Origin of the sequence: Nonomuraea sp. NPDC003804 (assembly GCF_040610675.1) — a bacterium.
Classification (GTDB): Bacteria; Actinomycetota; Actinomycetes; order Streptosporangiales; family Streptosporangiaceae; genus Nonomuraea.
In genome coordinates, this window is sequence record NZ_JBEXMT010000001.1 from 367,157 (window position 1) to 384,426 (window position 17,270).

The 17,270-nt window shown below is 70.9% G+C and carries 13 protein-coding genes; 3 read left to right on the forward strand and 10 right to left on the reverse strand.

Annotation, left to right across the window (positions count from 1 at the left end):
* Nucleotides 1-42: 42 nt before the first annotated feature.
* Complete coding sequence (locus ABZX22_RS01760) at nt 43-900, reverse strand: alpha/beta hydrolase (protein WP_354904981.1); 858 nt, start codon at nt 898-900, stop codon at nt 43-45.
* 55 nt (nt 901-955) lie between these two features.
* Between ABZX22_RS01760 and ABZX22_RS01765 the strand changes: the two genes are divergently transcribed.
* The 3 genes from ABZX22_RS01765 (at nt 956) to ABZX22_RS01775 (ending at nt 6,660) form a co-directional block, all read left to right on the forward strand.
* Entirely contained in the window at nt 956-1,552 is a 597-nt protein-coding gene (locus ABZX22_RS01765; protein WP_354904983.1) for a TetR/AcrR family transcriptional regulator, read from the forward strand.
* A gap of 557 nt (nt 1,553-2,109) precedes the next feature.
* Nucleotides 2,110-4,857 carry a pyruvate dehydrogenase (acetyl-transferring), homodimeric type gene (gene aceE, locus ABZX22_RS01770; RefSeq protein ID WP_354904986.1) on the forward strand — a complete coding sequence of 916 codons (2,748 nt, stop codon included), beginning with the start codon at nt 2,110-2,112 and terminating at the stop codon, nt 4,855-4,857.
* A gap of 285 nt (nt 4,858-5,142) precedes the next feature.
* Nucleotides 5,143-6,660 carry an alpha/beta fold hydrolase gene (locus ABZX22_RS01775; protein WP_354904989.1) on the forward strand — a complete coding sequence of 506 codons (1,518 nt, stop codon included), beginning with the start codon at nt 5,143-5,145 and terminating at the stop codon, nt 6,658-6,660.
* 275 nt (nt 6,661-6,935) lie between these two features.
* Here the strand turns inward: ABZX22_RS01775 and ABZX22_RS01780 are convergent, their stop codons facing one another.
* The 9 genes from ABZX22_RS01780 to ABZX22_RS01820 all read right to left on the reverse strand — a co-directional run bounded on the left by ABZX22_RS01780 (nt 6,936) and on the right by ABZX22_RS01820 (nt 17,258).
* Nucleotides 6,936-7,301 carry a VOC family protein gene (locus ABZX22_RS01780; protein WP_354904990.1) on the reverse strand — a complete coding sequence of 122 codons (366 nt, stop codon included), beginning with the start codon at nt 7,299-7,301 and terminating at the stop codon, nt 6,936-6,938.
* 95 nt (nt 7,302-7,396) lie between these two features.
* The gene (locus ABZX22_RS01785) at nt 7,397-8,122 is read right to left on the reverse strand and encodes a YafY family protein (RefSeq protein WP_354904993.1); all 726 of its coding nucleotides are present in this window, start codon (nt 8,120-8,122) and stop codon (nt 7,397-7,399) included.
* A gap of 257 nt (nt 8,123-8,379) precedes the next feature.
* Nucleotides 8,380-10,275, reverse strand: coding sequence for a hypothetical protein (locus tag ABZX22_RS01790; RefSeq protein WP_354904995.1), 1,896 nt, complete (start codon nt 10,273-10,275; stop codon nt 8,380-8,382).
* A gap of 67 nt (nt 10,276-10,342) precedes the next feature.
* Complete coding sequence (locus tag ABZX22_RS01795; RefSeq protein WP_354904997.1) at nt 10,343-11,332, reverse strand: LacI family DNA-binding transcriptional regulator; 990 nt, start codon at nt 11,330-11,332, stop codon at nt 10,343-10,345.
* Nucleotides 11,329-13,059 (reverse strand): glycoside hydrolase family 36 protein, encoded by a 1,731-nt coding sequence (locus ABZX22_RS01800; protein WP_354905000.1) that lies wholly within the window; start codon nt 13,057-13,059, stop codon nt 11,329-11,331. The genes ABZX22_RS01795 and ABZX22_RS01800 overlap by 4 nt, the downstream gene beginning before the upstream one ends.
* A complete protein-coding gene (locus ABZX22_RS01805; protein WP_354905002.1) occupies nt 13,056-13,868 on the reverse strand; it encodes a carbohydrate ABC transporter permease in 813 nt (270 codons plus the stop codon). Before ABZX22_RS01805 ends, ABZX22_RS01800 begins: the two co-directional genes overlap by 4 nt.
* The gene (locus ABZX22_RS01810) at nt 13,865-14,776 is read right to left on the reverse strand and encodes a sugar ABC transporter permease (RefSeq protein WP_354905004.1); all 912 of its coding nucleotides are present in this window, start codon (nt 14,774-14,776) and stop codon (nt 13,865-13,867) included. Before ABZX22_RS01810 ends, ABZX22_RS01805 begins: the two co-directional genes overlap by 4 nt.
* A complete protein-coding gene (locus ABZX22_RS01815; protein ID WP_354905007.1) occupies nt 14,773-16,095 on the reverse strand; it encodes a sugar ABC transporter substrate-binding protein in 1,323 nt (440 codons plus the stop codon). Before ABZX22_RS01815 ends, ABZX22_RS01810 begins: the two co-directional genes overlap by 4 nt.
* A gap of 140 nt (nt 16,096-16,235) precedes the next feature.
* The gene (locus ABZX22_RS01820) at nt 16,236-17,258 is read right to left on the reverse strand and encodes a PHP domain-containing protein (protein WP_354905009.1); all 1,023 of its coding nucleotides are present in this window, start codon (nt 17,256-17,258) and stop codon (nt 16,236-16,238) included.
* Nucleotides 17,259-17,270: the final 12 nt, after the last annotated feature.

Here is a 17,270-nt window from a genome sequence, read left to right on the forward strand (position 1 = left end):
ACCCGCCTGCCGTACCCGGTTCGAGGCCCTCGACCCGAGAGGTCAGGCCGGCGTTCGTCCCGTGTCGGTCTCGCGCACGAACTCCGCGATCGTGCGGGCGAGCAGCGCGGGCCGGTCCTCCGGGATGAGGGTGTAGCTGTCCTCGATCTCCACCAGCCTGGCGTCCTTGAACAGCGCCGCGAGCCGGGGACCGTGCTCGCGCGGCATCAGCCTGTCCTCCACCGCCCACGCCACCAGCACCGGCCCGGCGAAGGCGCGCAGCCCCTCGGCCCATTCCAGCAACACCCGGCGTGGCGGCACGGACCGCGTGTAGGCCGCCAGATCCCGCCTGATCGCCGAGCTGGCCCGCGCCGGCGCGAACCACCCGTCCATCACCGCGTCGGGCACGGGTCGCTTGCTCATCCAGCCCCATCCGCCCGGGGCCCTGCGGAAGGACCGTAGCCCGAGCAGCCGCATGACGAGCCACAGCCCGCCGGGGATCCGCGCCGCGAGCTCGATCATGCGGCCCGGCAGCCCCGGAGGGTAGTTGTCGAACGCCTCGCACGAGGTCAGGACCAGCCTGCCGACGCGCTCGGCCCGGCCGAGCGGCACCAGCAGCTGCCCGCCGCCCCAGTCGTTGAGCACCAGGGTCACCTCGCGCAGGTCGAGCCGGTCGAGGAACTCCGCCACCAGCAGGGCAATGCCGGTGAGCGACAGGTCGGCGCCCGGCCGCATGGGACGGCGGTGCGCGCCCAGCGGAAGCGTCGGGCACACGCACCGGTGGTCGTGGCGCAGGTCGGCCACGACGTTGCGCCACACGGAGCCGTCGATCGTGACTCCGTGCAGGAACACCAGGACGGGCCCCTCGCCGCCGGTGTCCTCGTAGTCGATCGTCCCGGCTGACAACTCGATCTCCGGCACAGCGGCCTCCGATTTGATAGATCGCTCTAGCGAGACCTTAGGGTAGGCTCCGATCGTGGGCAACACCAAGGAACGCATCCTGGACGCGAGCGCCGAGCTGTTCCGCCGCAACGGCTACACGGGCACCGGCCTCAAGCAGATCGTCGCCGCGGCCGGCGCGCCGTTCGGCTCGATCTACCACTTCTTCCCCGGCGGCAAGGAGCAGCTGGGCGAGGAGGTCATCCGCTCGTCGGGGATGATGTACGTCCAGCTCTTCGACGCCCTCATCGCGCCCGCGCCGGACCCGGTCAGCGGCATCGAGGCGTTCTTCGCCGCGGCGGCCGAGACGCTGGTGGAGACCGGTTACGCCGACGCCTGCCCGATCGCCACGGTGGCGCTCGAAGTGGCCAGCACCAACGAGGCGCTGCGCGGGGCGACCGCCGACGTCTTCACGGCGTGGATCGCGGCGGGCACCGAGGGGTTCGCCAGGTTCGGGCTGGCACCCGAGGCGGCGCGCAGGCTCACCATCTCCTTGGTGACCAGCCTCGAAGGGGCGTTCGTGCTGTGCAGGTCGCTGCGCGACACCGAGGCGCTCAGGGTGGCGGGCGAGGTCGTGGCCGCCACCGCCCGCGCCGAACTCGCCGCCGCCTCCCCCGGTGGCGCGACCCCTTAGAACGGCACGCCGGCGGCACGGCTGACGCGGCATCCGCGCAACCGGCTCCTGCCCAGCCTGAGAGTCACCGGGACGACGTCGCGCAGGGCAGGCCTCGCCGCGCCTCAGCCGACCCTCGGACGGCACGGAGCGGCCCCACGGGCGAGGCTGGACGAGGCGATCGGCCCAGCTGTCCGCCGGTTGGGAGTGGGCCGCCGCGGTGCCGTACGGGAGGGGCCGCTAGGATCCCGCGGGCGGACCGGAGGCAGGGTGACGCCCGGCGGCCGAGGGCGCCGAGACCGTTCCTATACTGCGGGGCGAGTGCCGCCCCAGCGCCTCTTCACAGGGCCGACCCCATAAGCGAAATTTCGTCTCTTTTCTGGTCTTGATAAATCCGGCCCTCGATGTAACCTTTGGTGTCGATTCGTCCTACCATCGGTGGTCTAGGCCACCATCCATTCCCTGCCAGCAGGGACGGTCTGGTTACCGGTCAGTAGAGATGCACTTTCCGGAGTTAGCGACCAGGATGGAAGGCGACCCAGACCAGACATCAGTCGATCCTCGGAAGGCGAGACCCAGTGGCTTCCGGACGCCAGCGTTTCTCGATCATCAGCGACGGCCTACCCAGCCAGCTGCCTGATGTCGACCCCAGCGAGACCAACGAGTGGCTCGAGTCCCTCGACAACGTCATCAAGACCGAGGGTCGCACGCGCGCCCGCTACCTGATGCTCCGCCTGCTGGAGCGGGCCCGCGAGCACCAGGTCGGCGTGCCCGGCCTGCGCAGCACCGACTACATCAACACGATCCCGCCGGAGCGCGAGCCGTGGTTCCCGGGTGACGAGCATGTCGAGCGGCGCATCAGGGCCTACATCAGGTGGAACGCCGCGGTGATGGTCTCGCGCGCCAACGCGCGCACCAACGTCGGCGGCCACATCGCCACCTACGCCTCCGCCGCCTCGCTGTACGAGGTCGGCTTCAACCACTTCTTCCGCGGCAAGGACCACGGCGAGTCGGGCGACCAGGTCTACTTCCAGGGCCACGCCGCGCCGGGCATCTACGCCCGCGCCTTCCTCGAGGGCCGGCTCAACGAGGCCCAGCTCGACGCCTTCCGCCAGGAGCTGTCGCACGGCTTCCACGGCCTGCCCTCCTACCCGCACCCCCGGCTCATGCCGGACTTCTGGGAGTTCCCGACGGTGTCGATGGGCCTCGGCCCGATCAGCGCGATCTACCAGGCGCGGTTCAACCGCTACCTGCTGAACCGCCAGATCAAGGACACCTCCAGGAGCCACGTCTGGGCCTTCCTCGGCGACGGCGAGATGGACGAGCCCGAGTCGCTCGGCGCGATCGGCCTGGCCGCCCGCGAGGAGCTCGACAACCTCACGTTCGTCATCAACTGCAACCTGCAGCGGCTCGACGGCCCCGTCCGCGGCAACGGCAAGATCATTCAGGAGCTGGAGTCGTACTTCCGCGGCGCCGGCTGGAACGTCATCAAGGTCGTATGGGGCCGCGACTGGGACCCGCTGCTGGCCGCCGACGTCGACGGTGTCCTGGTCAACCAGATGAACACCACGCCTGACGGGCAGTTCCAGACCTACTCGGTCGAGTCGGGCGGCTACATCCGCGACAACTTCTTCGGCAGCGACCCGCGCCTGCGCAAGATGGTCGAGCACCTGACCGACGACGACATCCGCAAGCTGTCGCGCGGCGGCCACGACTACCGCAAGGTCTACGCGGCGTTCAAGGCGGCCCGCGAGCACGTCGGCCAGCCGACGGTCATCCTCGCCCAGACCATCAAGGGCTGGACGCTGGGCAAGGACTTCGAGGCGCGCAACGCGACGCACCAGATGAAGAAGATGACCAAGGCCGAGCTGAAGGAGTTCCGCGACCGGCTCTACCTGCCGATCCCCGACTCCGCGCTCGAGGGCGACCTGCCGCCGTACTTCCACCCGGGCGAGAACGACGAAGAGATCGCCTACATGAAGGAGCGCCGCGCGGCGCTGGGCGGCGTACTGCCCAGGCGCTCGGTCCGCGCCAAGGCGCTCAAGCTGCCCGGCGACGAGGTCTACAAGCAGTTCGCCAAGGGTTCGGGCAAGCAGCAGGTGGCCACCACCATGGCCTTCGTGCGCCTGCTGAAGGACCTGATGCGCGACAAGGAGATCGGCAAGCGGTTCGTGCCGATCATCCCCGACGAGGCGCGCACCTTCGGTCTCGACGCGATGTTCCCGACGGCGAAGATCTACAGCCCGCACGGCCAGACCTACGAGGCCGTCGACAGGGACCTGCTGCTGTCGTACAAGGAGTCGACCGAGGGCCAGATCCTGCACGAGGGCATCAACGAGGCGGGCTCCATGGCCTCGATGACCGCGGTCGGCACCTCCTACGCCACGCACGGCGAGCACATGATCCCGATCTACATCTTCTACTCGATGTTCGGGTGGCAGCGCACCGGCGACCAGATGTGGCAGCTCGGCGACCAGATGGGCAGGGGCTTCCTGCTCGGCGCGACCGCGGGCCGCACGACCCTGAACGGCGAGGGCCTGCAGCACGAGGACGGCCACACCCCGCTGATCGCCTCGACGAACCCGGCGGCCGTCGCCTACGACCCCTCGTGGGCCTACGAGACCGCCTACATCGTCAAGGACGGGCTCCGGAGGATGTACGGCGACCAGCCGGAGAACATCTTCTACTACCTGACCGTCTACAACGAGCCCTACGTTCAGCCCGCCGAGCCCGCCGACCTCGACGTGGACGGCCTGCTGAAGGGTCTGTACAAGTTCGCCGACTCGCCGCTGGCGCAGGGGCCGAAGGCCAACATCCTCGCCTCGGGCGTCGCGGGCCCGTGGGCGGTGGAGGCCCAGCGCATGCTGGCCGAGGACTGGGGCGTCTCGGCCGACGTCTGGTCGGCCACGTCGTGGTCGGAGCTGCGGCGCGAGGCGCTGGCCTGCGAGGAGCACAACCTGCTCAACCCCGACTCCGAGCAGCGCGTGCCGTACGTCACGCGGGCGCTGGGGGGCGCGCAGGGTCCCTTCGTGGGTGTCAGTGACTACATGAAGGCGGTCCAGGACCAGATCGCGCAGTGGGTGCCGGGCGACTGGAGCTCGCTGGGCACCGACGGGTTCGGCCTGTCCGACACCCGTTCGGCGCTGCGCCGCCACTTCCACGTCGACGCCGCGTCGATCACGCTGGCGGTGCTCACCCAGCTGGTCAAGCGGGGCGAGCTCGACGGCGAGGTGCTGCGCGAGGCGATCGCCCGCTACCACCTGAAGAACGGCGTCACCGAGGCCGGCGGCGCCGAGAGCAACGACACCCAGTCCATGGGCGTCTGACGCTTCGCCGAGCAGAGCCCGCGCCCGACGGCGCGGGCTCTTTCTTTTTCTCCGGCTTTGGCGTCATGGACGGCCCGTCGTGCTGTCCTGTCGCGCTGTCCTTTCGCGTCATGGACGGCCCGGCGCGCTCTACTGGAGGGGTGCGGCGGCGTGTTCGGGAGGGGAGCGCGCCGCCTCGTCGCGGTGACGATCTACCGGAAGCCGCACGGCGCGCGCGGCGCACGCGACCATCCGGCAAGGCATGTGAAAGGATTTTCCCTGGTATTCGATATCGGGGGATATTCCATGCGCCGCGCACACACCACCGTCGCCGCGACGGCAGGGCTCACCATCGCGCTCGCCGCCTGCGGCCTTTCCACCGGCAGCACCGGTGGCCCGTCGCCCACCGGCTCGGCGGCGGCCGAGAAGATCGCCTGGGGCGCCTGCACCGACCTGGCCGTGCCCGAGGGCGCGGCACCCGCCACGCCCAACGCCGCGCTCCAGTGCGGCAAACTGCGCGTCCCGCTCGACTACACCAAACCCGGCGGCGAGACCGTCGACCTGGCGATGATCAGAATTCCGGCCACGGGACCCGGCGAGCGGATCGGGTCGCTGGTGTTCAACTTCGGCGGGCCCGGCGCCTCGGGCGTCGACACGATGGCGCGGGCGGTCAAGGCGTTCACCACCCTCAACACCCGCTACGACCTGGTCAGCTTCGACCCGCGTGGTGTCGAGCGCAGCCGCGGTGTCAGGTGCGGCGACGGCAAGGACATGGAGGCGTACGTCTCGCTCAACTCGCTGCCGTCCAACGAGCAGACCAGGGAGAAGACCCAGGCGGTCACCGAGCAGTTCACCAAGCTGTGCGAGAAGGACTCGGGGCCGGTCCTGCCGTACGTGGGCACCGTCAACGCCGCCCGCGACATGGACAAGATGCGCGTCGCCCTCGGCGACGCCAAGCTCAACTACTTCGGCATGTCGTACGGCACGCACCTCGGCGCCGTCTACGCCACCCTGTTCCCCAAGAACGTGGGCCGCATGGTCCTCGACGCCCCGCTCGACCCGAGCGTGACGTTCGAGCAGCGCACGATCGCCCAGACCAAGGGCTTCCAGCAGGCCTACGAGAGCTTCCTCAAGGACTGCGTCGAGCAGGGCTGCGAGCTCGGCAAGAGCGTCGAGGCGGCCGACAAGAAGATCACGAACCTGATGTACCAGCTGGTCGAGTCGCCGCTGAAGGTCGGTGACCGGGAGCTGACGCAGGGCCTGGCCGGCACCGCCGTGGCGGCCGCGCTCTACTCGCGGCTGAGCTGGCCGTTCCTGGAGAGCGCGCTGGCGTCGGCGCTGAAGGGCGACGGCGGGGCGTTGATGTACCTGGCCGACACCTACACCGGGCGCAGGCCGGACGGCACCTACTCCACCGAGATGTCCAGCTTCCCCGCCGTCACCTGTGTGGACACCGCCGAGCGGCCCAGCGAGCAGGAGCTGGTGCGCACGGAGGAGGCGGCGCTGAAGATCTCCCCGCTGTTCGGCAGCGTGGGCGCCGGATCCATCTGCCGGGTGTGGCCCGTGCCGGGCAGCGACGAGGCCAAGAAGGTGGATGCCACGGGGTCGGGGCCGATCCTGGTGGTGGCGGGCAAGGGTGACCCGGCCACGCCGTACCAGTGGGGGCCCAAGCTGACCAAGCAGCTGAAGACCGCGACCCTGCTCACCTACGAGGGTGAGGGGCACGGCGCCTACCTGTCGGGCAGCAAGTGCATCGCCGGGGCCGTCAACGCCTACCTGCTCCAGGGCAAGATGCCCGAGGAGGGCGCTTCCTGCCCCTCCTGACGGAGACGCGGCCGAACACGGGCCGGCGCGGCCCGTGTTCGGCGGATGCCCTGCGGTCGCCGCCGGGGAGTGGATGCCCTGGGCGCGCCGCCGCTCGGCGGTTGGCGGCGTGCCCAGGGAGGATGGACCGCCGAAGGCGGTCGGTGCCCCTGCCGCGCGGTCCGTGACCCGGGTCGCGCGAGCGGGGGCTGCGCCATGTCCGCGCGGCGGGGAAGGCGCCGGTCAGGGCGGCGGCGGGAAGGGCTCGCCGGCCTTCAGCGGACGGGTGACGCGAGTCAGCCGGCCGGTGGGGTGAAGATCCCGAACAGGTTGCCGGACACGTCGTGCAGGTAGGCGAAGCTGGTGCCGCCCGGGTCGGCGACGACCTTGCGCACCACCTTGCCACCAAGGCTCTCGACCTTCGCGCACGTCGCCGCCACGTCCTCGACCAGCACGCAGAAGGTGGCGTGGTTGGGCACCTCGCCCCCGGTGCCGTACAGGCCGCCCCCGGGCTGCTCCTCGCCGGTGGCGTGGATCATCCGGTAGTCCATCGGGGCGTCCGGGTCGGGGGTGAACGTCCAGCCGAAAAGGTCGCCGTAGAACCGCTGCGCCGCCTCGGGATCGTCGCTGGCGACTTCGAACCAGGCCACGGTGTTGACCATGTGCACTCCAGGTCGTCAAGTTTCTCGAACACGACAACGATAAGACGCGATGGCGACAACCCTATGTCGGTGTTTTCGAATGATTGATCGAGCGCCTAGTCGAGCACCGTGCCACTGACGATCATGTCGGGCACGTCGGTGACGTACCCCTCCAGCGGCCGGTCGGGGCAGCGCTCCTCGCTCACCGACGCGGCGGCGATCCGGTCGAGCCGGAAGACCCGCACGTCGTCGCGCAGGCGGCACCAGGCCACGAGATACCAGAAGCCGCCGCGCCCGCCCAGGAACACCCCCGGCTCGACGTCGCGCGAGGTGAGGGCGCCCTTCCTGTCGGCGTACTCCAGGTGGAGGACGCGCCGGCGCAGCAGGGCGTCCTCGATGGCCCGCGAGACGCCCGCGCGGCCCAGCGGCTGGATCTCCTCGCCGGTCTCCTGGGGGGCGACGAGCTGGACGCGCCGGGCCAGCTCCCTGGCCAGGTCGCCCTCGGAGCCCGGCATCGCGGCGACGACCTTGCGCAGCGCACTGCGCGCCTGGCGGCCGAACGGCTGGTCGCCCGCCCTGCTGAGCGCGATCGCGATGGCGACCGCCTCGGCGGGGGTGAAGTTGAGCGGGGGCAGGGAGTGGTTCTTGTCGATCGCGTAACCGCCGCTGCGGCCGGGCTCGGCGTAGATGGGCACGCCGGACTCCTGGAGCGCGGCGATGTCACGCTCGATGGTCCTGACACTGACCTCGAAGCGCTTGGCGAGCTGGCGCGCTGACCGGCATCTGGGGGAGATCGCGCGCAGGTCCTCGACGAGCGCGTAGAGCCGATCGGTACGGTTCACAACCGGAACGCTACGCGCCGCCGCCGACAATTCCGCCGCCGTGGCAGGCGATGGTGAGAACAGTGTCGCCCGCCCGTCACCATCGGTGGCCACGCGAGAGGCCCGCCGCGCGCACGCACGGCGGGCCCGACGCGGCGGCCTCCCGTCACGCGGTACGGCACCGCGCGCCCGCGGGGCGGGCCGGCATGACCACCGGCAGCCCGCCCAGCGCCACTACGGCACCGCACGCCGCGGGGCGGGCCCCTGCCTGGGACGGCCTACGAGGCGATCTTGGCGGTCGCCGTCCCGCCCGCGCGGACGGGCACCTTGGCCACCGTGTACGTCACCCCGTCGATCACCTTCGGGATCCCGGGGAAGCGGTGCCCGTTGACCTCCAGCCACCGGTGCTCGCCGGCGAAGCGGGCCTCCCAGAACACCGGCCCGTCGCCCTTGTTGGTGAAGGTGCTGGAGTCGGTTCCGTCGTGCCGTACGGTCACCTTGCCGGAGCCGACGGGCACGTCGGCCACCTCCAGCCAGCCGATGTCCGCGGGCAGGCGGGACTGGGTGGCCACGGTCCTGCGCGGGGCGTCGGGCTGGATCCCCATGAGGCCCTCGACCGTCTGGCTGACCAGCGTGAACGGCACCTCGGGGTAGTCGCCGTTCAGCCCCTGGCGGGAGCTGACGTGCCGCTCCTCGCGCCTGTCGTAGACGTCCTGCATCCACTTCCACGCCGTGCCGGCCCGGTTGTGCCGGAAGAAGGTGTCCGGCAGGTAGGTGATCGCCTCGATGTTGCTCGGCCGTCCCGCCCCCGAGGCCTCGGCGTCGACGAAGTCGAGGTAGGCGTCGTTGCGCGGCCCCGCGTCGATGATGCCCTTCATCGGCATGAACCAGCTGTTCTCCTTGCCGAAGCCGGTCAGCGGCGTGCCGTCGACGGTGTAGGCCCTGACGAACTCGCCGCTGCCCTGCTTCACGCTCCACGTGGTGTTGAAGTACTCCTTCACCGCGCGTGCCCGCTTCTCCTGGGCCCGGGACAGCGTGCGGTCGCCCTTGTCGCGGGCGAGCGCGGCCAGGGCCTTGTGGGCCTGGTACTGCGATCCGATGGCGTCGCCCGCCTCGGCCAGCGGCTCGCCGCCGACCTCGTTGTAGCTGGCGGTGCCCTGGAAGATGCCCCTGCCGGTGCCCTCGGCGATGCCGTTGGGCAGCTGGCCGTCGTGCAGGGTGACGAAGTCGGCGGTGGCGCGCCGGTAGTAGTCCCAGAAGACCGGGTCGTCGAGGTAGGCGCGGTCGCCGGTCCACCTGAAGGCCTGGTTGGCCTTCTCGACCAGCTCGAAGGTGGCGGGGACCTCGCGGACGAAGTCGGTGGGCGAGCGGTAGTCGATGGACAGGTAGGTGGAGGCGTCGAAGTTCAGCGCCCACACCGGGTAGAACTTGTGCTCCTCGGTCGCCGACCGGGCGAAGGAGCGCAGCATGTTCTTGTTCTGCTCGGCGAGCCCGAGGATGTGGGCTCCGGCCAGTTGGTGGGCGAAGTCACGCGAGTAGTAGCCGCTGCGGTGGGCGTAGCCGGCCCAGTAGGAGGAGGTGTAGACGCCCTCGCCCGTGCCGCCCGGTTGGCGCTCGTCCACGTTGAGCGGGCCGGGCACGCCGTTCTGGTGCACCCAGGAGCCTGCCTTGGCCTTGGCCCACCCGAACATCTCGACGATCTTGGGGTTGGAGGAGCGTACCGCGGGCGAGGCCGTGGCCCCTGGCGAGATCATGACGTCGTCGACGTTCACCCAGCCGGAGCCCGAGCCGAAGACGATGCCGAGCCGGTCGCCCTCGGCGAAGGCGACGTCGGAGATCGTGTAGCGGGTGTAGGTGCTGCGCGAGGGCAGCGTGACGGTCTCCACGGGGGTGCCGCCGCGCAGGACGGTGAACGTGCCGCCGGCCCCGCCCGTGGCGATCCACGCCGACACCGAGTAGGTGCCCGCCGTGGGCACGGTGATCGTCTGGCTGACGCTCTTGCCGGACCCGGCGTCGAGGTAGACGAGCTTGGCGCCACCGTGGGGGCGGTTGGTCGCCACGCCGGTGCCGGCGGTGAAGGTCCACCCTTCGGTGTCCTTCTCGAAGCCGGGGTTGACGACGACGACAGGGCCGGCGACCAGGACGGAGCTGAGCAGGACAGGTAACACCAACATGGATACTCCCGATGATCGGATGAATCGGCTGGGCAGAGTCTGCTGGGGGAAGGACGCTCAGGAAGGACTAGCGCGGCGCCGCCGTCGAGCCGCGGACGACCAGCTCGGGGCCGAACATCAGCTCGCCGCTCGGCACGCCCCGCCCGCTCACCAGCGCGACGACGCTGCGCGCCACCTCCTTGGCCAGCCGGTCGATCGGCTGGCGGACGGTCGTGAGCGGCGGGTCGACGAACTCCATGATCATGGAGCCGTCGTAGCCGACCACGGAGACGTCCTCGGGCACCGACAGGCCGGCGCGCCTGACGGCTCTGATCGCGCCCAGCGCCATGAAGTCGCTGGCTGCCACGACCGCCGTGGCGCCCCGGGACAGGAGCGTCGTGGTCGCCGTCTGCCCGCCCTCGATCGTGTAGTACTGCCGCATCACCAGGGACTCAGGGTCCGCCACCCCCCGCCGGGTCATGGCGGTCACGAACCCCTCGACCCTCCGGTCGGCGGGCCGGTTGGCGGCGGGCCCCGAGGCCATCCCTATCGCGCGGTGCCCCAGGCGCCACAGGTGGTCGACGGCCAGCTCGGCGGCCATGACGTCGTCGGTGGACAGCACGGGCATCGAGTGGCCGGCGAACCCGCCGTTGACGCCGACGAAGGGGATCCGCCGCGCGGCCAGGATGTTGCAGGTCTCCGGGTCGGGGTCGTCGAGGGTGTTGCTGGCCGACAGGAACACCACCGCGGCCACGCCGTGGTCGGCCAGCGCGGAGACGAACTCGCGCTCCTGTATGCCGCCGGGCAGCGCCGGGCACAGCACGCCCTTCAGCCCGTGCGGGGCGAGCGCCGCCTCGATCAGCTCGGCGACCTCGGCGAACCAGGGGTTGGACACCCACGGCGTGATCACCGCGACGATCTGGCCGCGGGTCGAGCGCTCGTAGCCGAGCTCGGCCATGGCCCGCTCGACCGCCTCGCGGGTCCTGGCGGACACGCCCGCCCGCCGGTTGATCACTCTGCTGACCGTGGCCTCGCTGACCTCCGCGCGCGCGGCGACCTCGGTGATGCCGATCTTCACCGTTCCTCCTCCAGGAGCGCCTCACCCGAGGTCTTCAGGACCACCAGCCCCGAAGCAGGTACGGCCAGCGAGACCAGCCCCGCGCCCAGCCGCCGTACCTCAGGCTCGATCCTAGAGCCGTCGGGCCCGTGCAGGCGTGCCACGTGGGCGCCGGGCCCGCGCACCTCCAGCACCAGCCGCTCCCCGCCCGTCCCGTTGACCAGCGTGATCTCCCGGTGGGCCGCGGTGTCGACCGGTACCACCCGTTCGGCGCTCACCGAGATCACGCACTCCTCGCCGAGCGCGGCCGTCACCACGGGATACAGCTCGTCGGGCCGTCCCGGCTCCACGTGGCCGTCGAGCAGGACGTCGCGCAGGCGCCGCCATTCCGCCAGCCAGAACGCGACCATCCGCAGATGTCCCTCGGGCAGGCCGGCCAGCCGCGCCGAGATCTGCGGGACGGCGTGCAGCGAGCCGATGAGCTGCCGGGCCGCGCTGTGCGCGCCGCCCCGCGGGTCCCACATCAGCATGTCGCCGTGCACGACGCCGGCCACGGCCAGGAATCCGGTGTCGATGGTCCTGACCCGGTTCGCGATCGCGTCGGCCGGGCAGTCGTCGGCCCGCAGCAGGTCGGCCTGCCCGGCGATCCCGGGCCCCACGTACGGCTGGCGGAACTCGAGCAGCGCCCGCTCCCCCACCGCACGCCGGACGTCGGCCACCAGCATCCGCATGGCCGTGCCGACGTCGTGGACGTCGGCGCCGTGGGGTGGCGTGCCCGCGTAGACCATCGCCTCGTCGAGGAAGTCGATCTTGAGCCCGTCGATCCCGTGCTCCATCAGCCGGGCGCACAGCGCGACGACATGCCGCCTGACCTCGGGGCGCCGGGGGTCGAGCACCCTGGCGCCGGGTACTCCCGCCATGGCGGGCGCGTAGGGCTCGAGCTCGTCGAAGCAGGCCGCGTCGGGCCCGAGCAGCAGCGGCGCGACCCACACCAGGTATCGCAGGCCGAGGCCCTGCACCCGCGCGACATGCCCCGCGAAGTCCGGAAATTTCTCGCTGTCCGGCTGCCAGTCGCCGACGCCCCGATATCCACGGCCGTGCCCCAGCTGCTGCCACCCGTCGTCGACGATGAGCGTGCCGCATCCCGCCGACACCGCCAGCGCCGCCTCCTGCTCGACGCCCTCGGCCGAGACGTCCTGCGCGAAGCCGTACCAGGTGGAGTAGACCGGCTCGCGAGCCCCCTCCGCCGGCCGGCGGGCGCCCGCCCCCAGCGCGCGCCGCAGTTCGCGCATCGCCGTCGCCACCGTGGGCGCGCTCCCCGCGAGGCGGATCCGGTACGGCCCCGCCGGCACGGCCAGGTGCACGACGAAGGTCTTGGTCTCCTCCGACACCCCGAACCGCATCGTCACCTCGGGCACGGCGTCCTCGGCGGCGAAGGCGAGCAGCGTGCGGCCCCTGCTGTCGTACAGGCACCCGGCCGCCGCCCCCCTCACCAGGGAGGTCCGCTCGAACCCGGCCCAGTCGGCGACCAGCGTGCGCCGCCAGTCGCAGGCCGGATGCCAGAACCCGACGGCGTCGCCGAGCGGCACCGACAGCCGGATCTCCAGCTCCTCGTGGGAGCCGATCTCCAGCACGTCGCCGTCCAGCCGCCAGGCGGTCGGCGCGCCACGGGTCAGCACGGCCAGCCGTACGTCGTCCAGCAGGTGCTCGGTCGGCGCGGGCGCCAGGCCCGCGGTCGTGACGCTCACTCTTTCACCGCTCCAGCGAGGAGTCCGGACACGAAGTGTCGTTGGAGGAGGAGGAACAGGACGGCCATCGGCAGCGCGGCGACCGCCGTGCCGGCGAGGATCTGGCCGTAGTCGGTCTCGGTGGCGCCCCGAAGGGCGGCGATCGCGAGGGGGATCGTGTAGGCGTCCCTGGTGCGCAGCGCGATCAACGGCCACACGAAGTCGTTCCACTGGTAGAGGAACAGGTAGATGCCCAGCGCGGCCAGCGCGGGCCTGATCGGCGGCAGCACGACCTTGAAGAACAGCCGCAGCTCGCCGCAGCCGTCCACTCGGCCCGCCGACAGCAGCTCGGAGGGCAGCGCGGACATCGACTGGCGCATGAGGAAGATCCCGAAGGGCAGCGCCAGGTTCGGCAGGATGACGGCCTGGTAGGTGTTGAGCCACTCCAGCGCCAGCATCATCTTGAACAGCGGCACGAGCGTGACCTGGCTGGGGATGACCAGGCCCAGCATGAGCAGCCCGAACAGCACCTCCTTGCCGCGGAAGTCGTACTTGGCGAAGCCGTAGCCCGCCATCGTGCAGACCAGCCCGGCCAGCAGCGTGTAGACGGTGGCGATGAACAGCGAGTTGCCGACGACGCGGCTGAAGCCGAGGCCGGCCTCGAGACCGGCGAGGTTGTCCAGCAGGTGGCCGCCGGGCAGCAGCGGCGGCGGGCTGCCGAAGACCTCGGCGGTGCTGTGCGTGGCGGCCACGACCAGCCAGTAGAACGGCACCAGCACCACGGCGACCGCGACCAGCAGGGCGGAGGTCAGCATGATCTGCCGGCTCATGACCGATCCCCCAGCACGCGGAACTGCACGATCCCGAGGATCCCGATGATGACGGCGAGCGCGTAGGCGATGGCCGAGGCGTAGCCGAAGTCGAGGTACTTGAAGCCGGTGTTGTACAGGTACAGGCCGACGGTGACCGTGCTGTTGTCGGGCCCGCCGCCGGTCAGCACGTACGGCTCGTCGAACAGCTGGAGCGTGCCGATCGTGGACATCACCAGCGTGAGCAGGACGACCGGCCGCAGCCCCGGCAGGGTCACGTGCCTGAAGCGGTGCCATGCGCCCGCCCCGTCCACCGACGCCGCGTCGTAGAGGTCCTGGGGCAGCGCCTGCAGCCGGGAAAGGAAGATCACCGCGTTGTATCCGGTGTAGTGCCACGTCAGCGCCAGCCCGAGGGAGACACGGGCCCAGAGCGTGTCGGTCAGCCACGGCACCGGCGGGACGCCCACCAGGCCCAGCGCCCAGTTGACGAGCCCGGACTGCGGGTTGAGCAGGACCGCGAACAGCAGGCCGTAGGCCACCAGCCCGGTGATCATCGGCAGGAAGAAGCCGAGCCTGATGAAAGCCTTGAACCGCAGCAGCGACGAGTTGAAGGCCACCGCGAGCGCCAGCGCGATGGCCAGCATCAGCGGCACCTGGACGAGGAGGATCACCACGGTGTTGCGCAGGGCCGTCCAGAACAGCGGGTCGTCGGCCAGGCGCGTGTAGTTGGCGGCGCCGGCGAAGGTCTGCAGCGCGCCGTCGGTCTTGAACAGGCTGAGCCAGAACGACCAGGCGATCGGGTAGAGCTTGAAGAGCGCGAAGAGCACGAGGGCCGGCAGCACCCACAGGTAGGGCGCCACCCGCAGCGCGGACAACCGCCGCAGGCCCGCCGGCCGCACCGCGGGGGCGCGCTCGGCCAGGGCCGTCACCGCAGCGCCTTCCTGCCGGTCTGCTGGGCGACCAGGTCGGCCGCCTCCTTCAGCACCGTGGCCGGGTCGGCGCCCTTGAGCAGGACCTTGCTCTGCGCGTCGGTCACGGCCTTGAGCGCGCGGGGGTAGTCGGCGGAGTAGTTGGTGACGTAGGACGGCTGCCTGAGCGCCTCGAGGAAGACCTCGCCCTTCTTCTGGCCGCTGAAGAACTCCGACGGGGCGTGGAAGACGGGGTCGTCGTAGGCCTTCATCAGGGCGGGCGCGATGCCCTTGCCCTTGTAGATCGCCACCTGGTTCTCCGGCCTGGTCAGCACGAACTCGGCGAAGGCGTAGGCGGCGGCCTGGTCCTTGCTGGTCCCGGCGACGGCCAGGTGGGTGGAGTTGACGGTCGCGGCGACCTTGCCGCCGGGGGTGACGGCCGGCGGCAGCCGTACCTTCCACTTGCCCTTCTCCCCCGGCACGTTCTCCTCGATGATGCCGCCGAACCAGGTCGGCATGGCCTGGACCGCCACCGCGCCCTTCTTCATCGCGCTGATCATCGTGTTCCAGCCGCCGGCCAGGTCGGCGACCAGGCCGGCGTCGTTGAGCTTCTTGATGACGGTGAGCGCGGTGACGGCCTGCGGGGTGTCGAGCGTGATGTTGCCCTGCATGTCGAAGTAGAAGCTGTCCTGCAGCTGCAGCAGCATCTCGAAGAGGTTGGCCGAGTCGGCCTGGGAGGCGGGCTTGTCGATGCCGAGGAGCTGGACGCCGGTCTTCTCCTTGAGCTTGACGCCGGCCTCGATGACCTCGTCCCAGGTCTGCAGCGACTCGACGTCGACGCCCGCCTTCTCGAACAGGTCGGCGCGGTAGTAGAAGCCGGCCGAGTTGGCCTCCCACGGCAGCGCGTAGACCTTGCCGTCGCGGCTGACGGTCTCCCACATGCCCTGGGCGAAGGCCGCCTTGTGCTTGCCCGCGCCGAGCGGCGTCAGGTCGGCCAGCCCGCCGGGGAACTTCTCGATGTAGGCGGGCAGGTAGTCCACGCCGATGTGGAGCACGTCGCCGAGTCCCTGGCCGCCTGCCGAGAGCCCGGCGGTGATCTTGTCCCAGATGGCCGGGTTGCCGATGTCCTGGACGTCTACCTTGACCGCGGGGAACTGCTTCTCGAAGGCCGGGACCAGCTGCTTCATCATCGCGGCCGGGCCCTGCCAGCTCCAGACGGTGATCTTGCCCGTGCCTCCCGCCGAGGCGCCCGGGGTGCCGCCGCCGCAGGCGCTCAACGCGCCTCCCGCGGCGGCCAGCGCGCTGAGCTGGAGGAAACGGCGGCGGTCGAGGTGGGCCATGGGGGGTCTCCAGAGGGTGCAGAGAGTGGCCTGACGCGCCCAGACGCTACCTCCGCGTTTCGGTGACTTGCAAGACTGCAACGAAAACTTTCAGCGAATCAGGCATGGCGGCAGGCATGCGAAAGCCACGGGGACCGCCGCTACGCGGCTGTCCACTCCAGCAGCCGCTCCACCGGCCAGGTGTTGACCACCCGCTCGGCCGCCACCCCGCACATCGCGGCCCGCTCGCAGCCGAAACGCTGCCAGTCCAGCTGGCCGGGGGCGTGCGCGTCGGAGTCGACGGCGAACACGCATCCCATCTCGTAGGCCAGCCGCAACAGCCGCTTCGGCGGGTCCAGCCGGTCGGGCCTGGAGTTGATCTCCACGGCGACCCCGAACCTGCGGCACGCCTCGAAGACGAGCTCGGCGTCGAAGTCCGACTCCGGCCGCAGGCCGCCGCGCCTGCCGCCGCCCTTCACGATCCGTCCGGTGCAGTGGCCCAGCACGTCGACGTGGGGGTCGGCGATCGCCGTCACCATCCTGCGCGTCATCTCCTCGGCGTCCATGCGCAGCTTGGAGTGGACGCTGGCCACCACCACGTCCAGGCGGGCGAGGAGGGCGGGATCCTGGTCCAGGGAGCCGTCGGCGTTGATGTCCACCTCGATGCCGGTGAGGATCCTGAACGGCGCCAGCCGCTCGTTCAACCCGGCGACCACGTCGAGCTGCTCGCGCAACCGCTCGGCCGACAGGCCGCGGGCGACCGTCAGGCGCGGCGAGTGGTCGGTCAGCGCGCAGTACTCGTGACCGAGCGCCCTGGCCGAGGCGGCCATCTCCTCGATCGGCGAGCCGCCGTCCGACCAGTCGGAGTGGGTGTGCAGGTCGCCCTTCAGCGCGGCCCGCAACGCGGCGCTCTCCTCGTCGAGGTCGGCGCCCGCGGTGGCCTGGAGCCTGCGCAGGTAGGTCGGCACCTTTCCGTCGAGAGCCTCGGTGACGGCCAGCGCGGTGACCTTGCCGATGCCCGGCAGCTCGGCCAGGGCGTTCCCCCTCGCCAGCCGGACGAGCTCGGCCCGCGGCAGCTCCTCCACCGTCGCCGCGGCCCTCCTGAAGGCCCGTACCCGGTAGGTGGGCTCGCCCGCGCGCTCCAGCAGGAACGCGATGTCACGCAGTGCCTGGACCGGCTCCATGCCGGCATACCT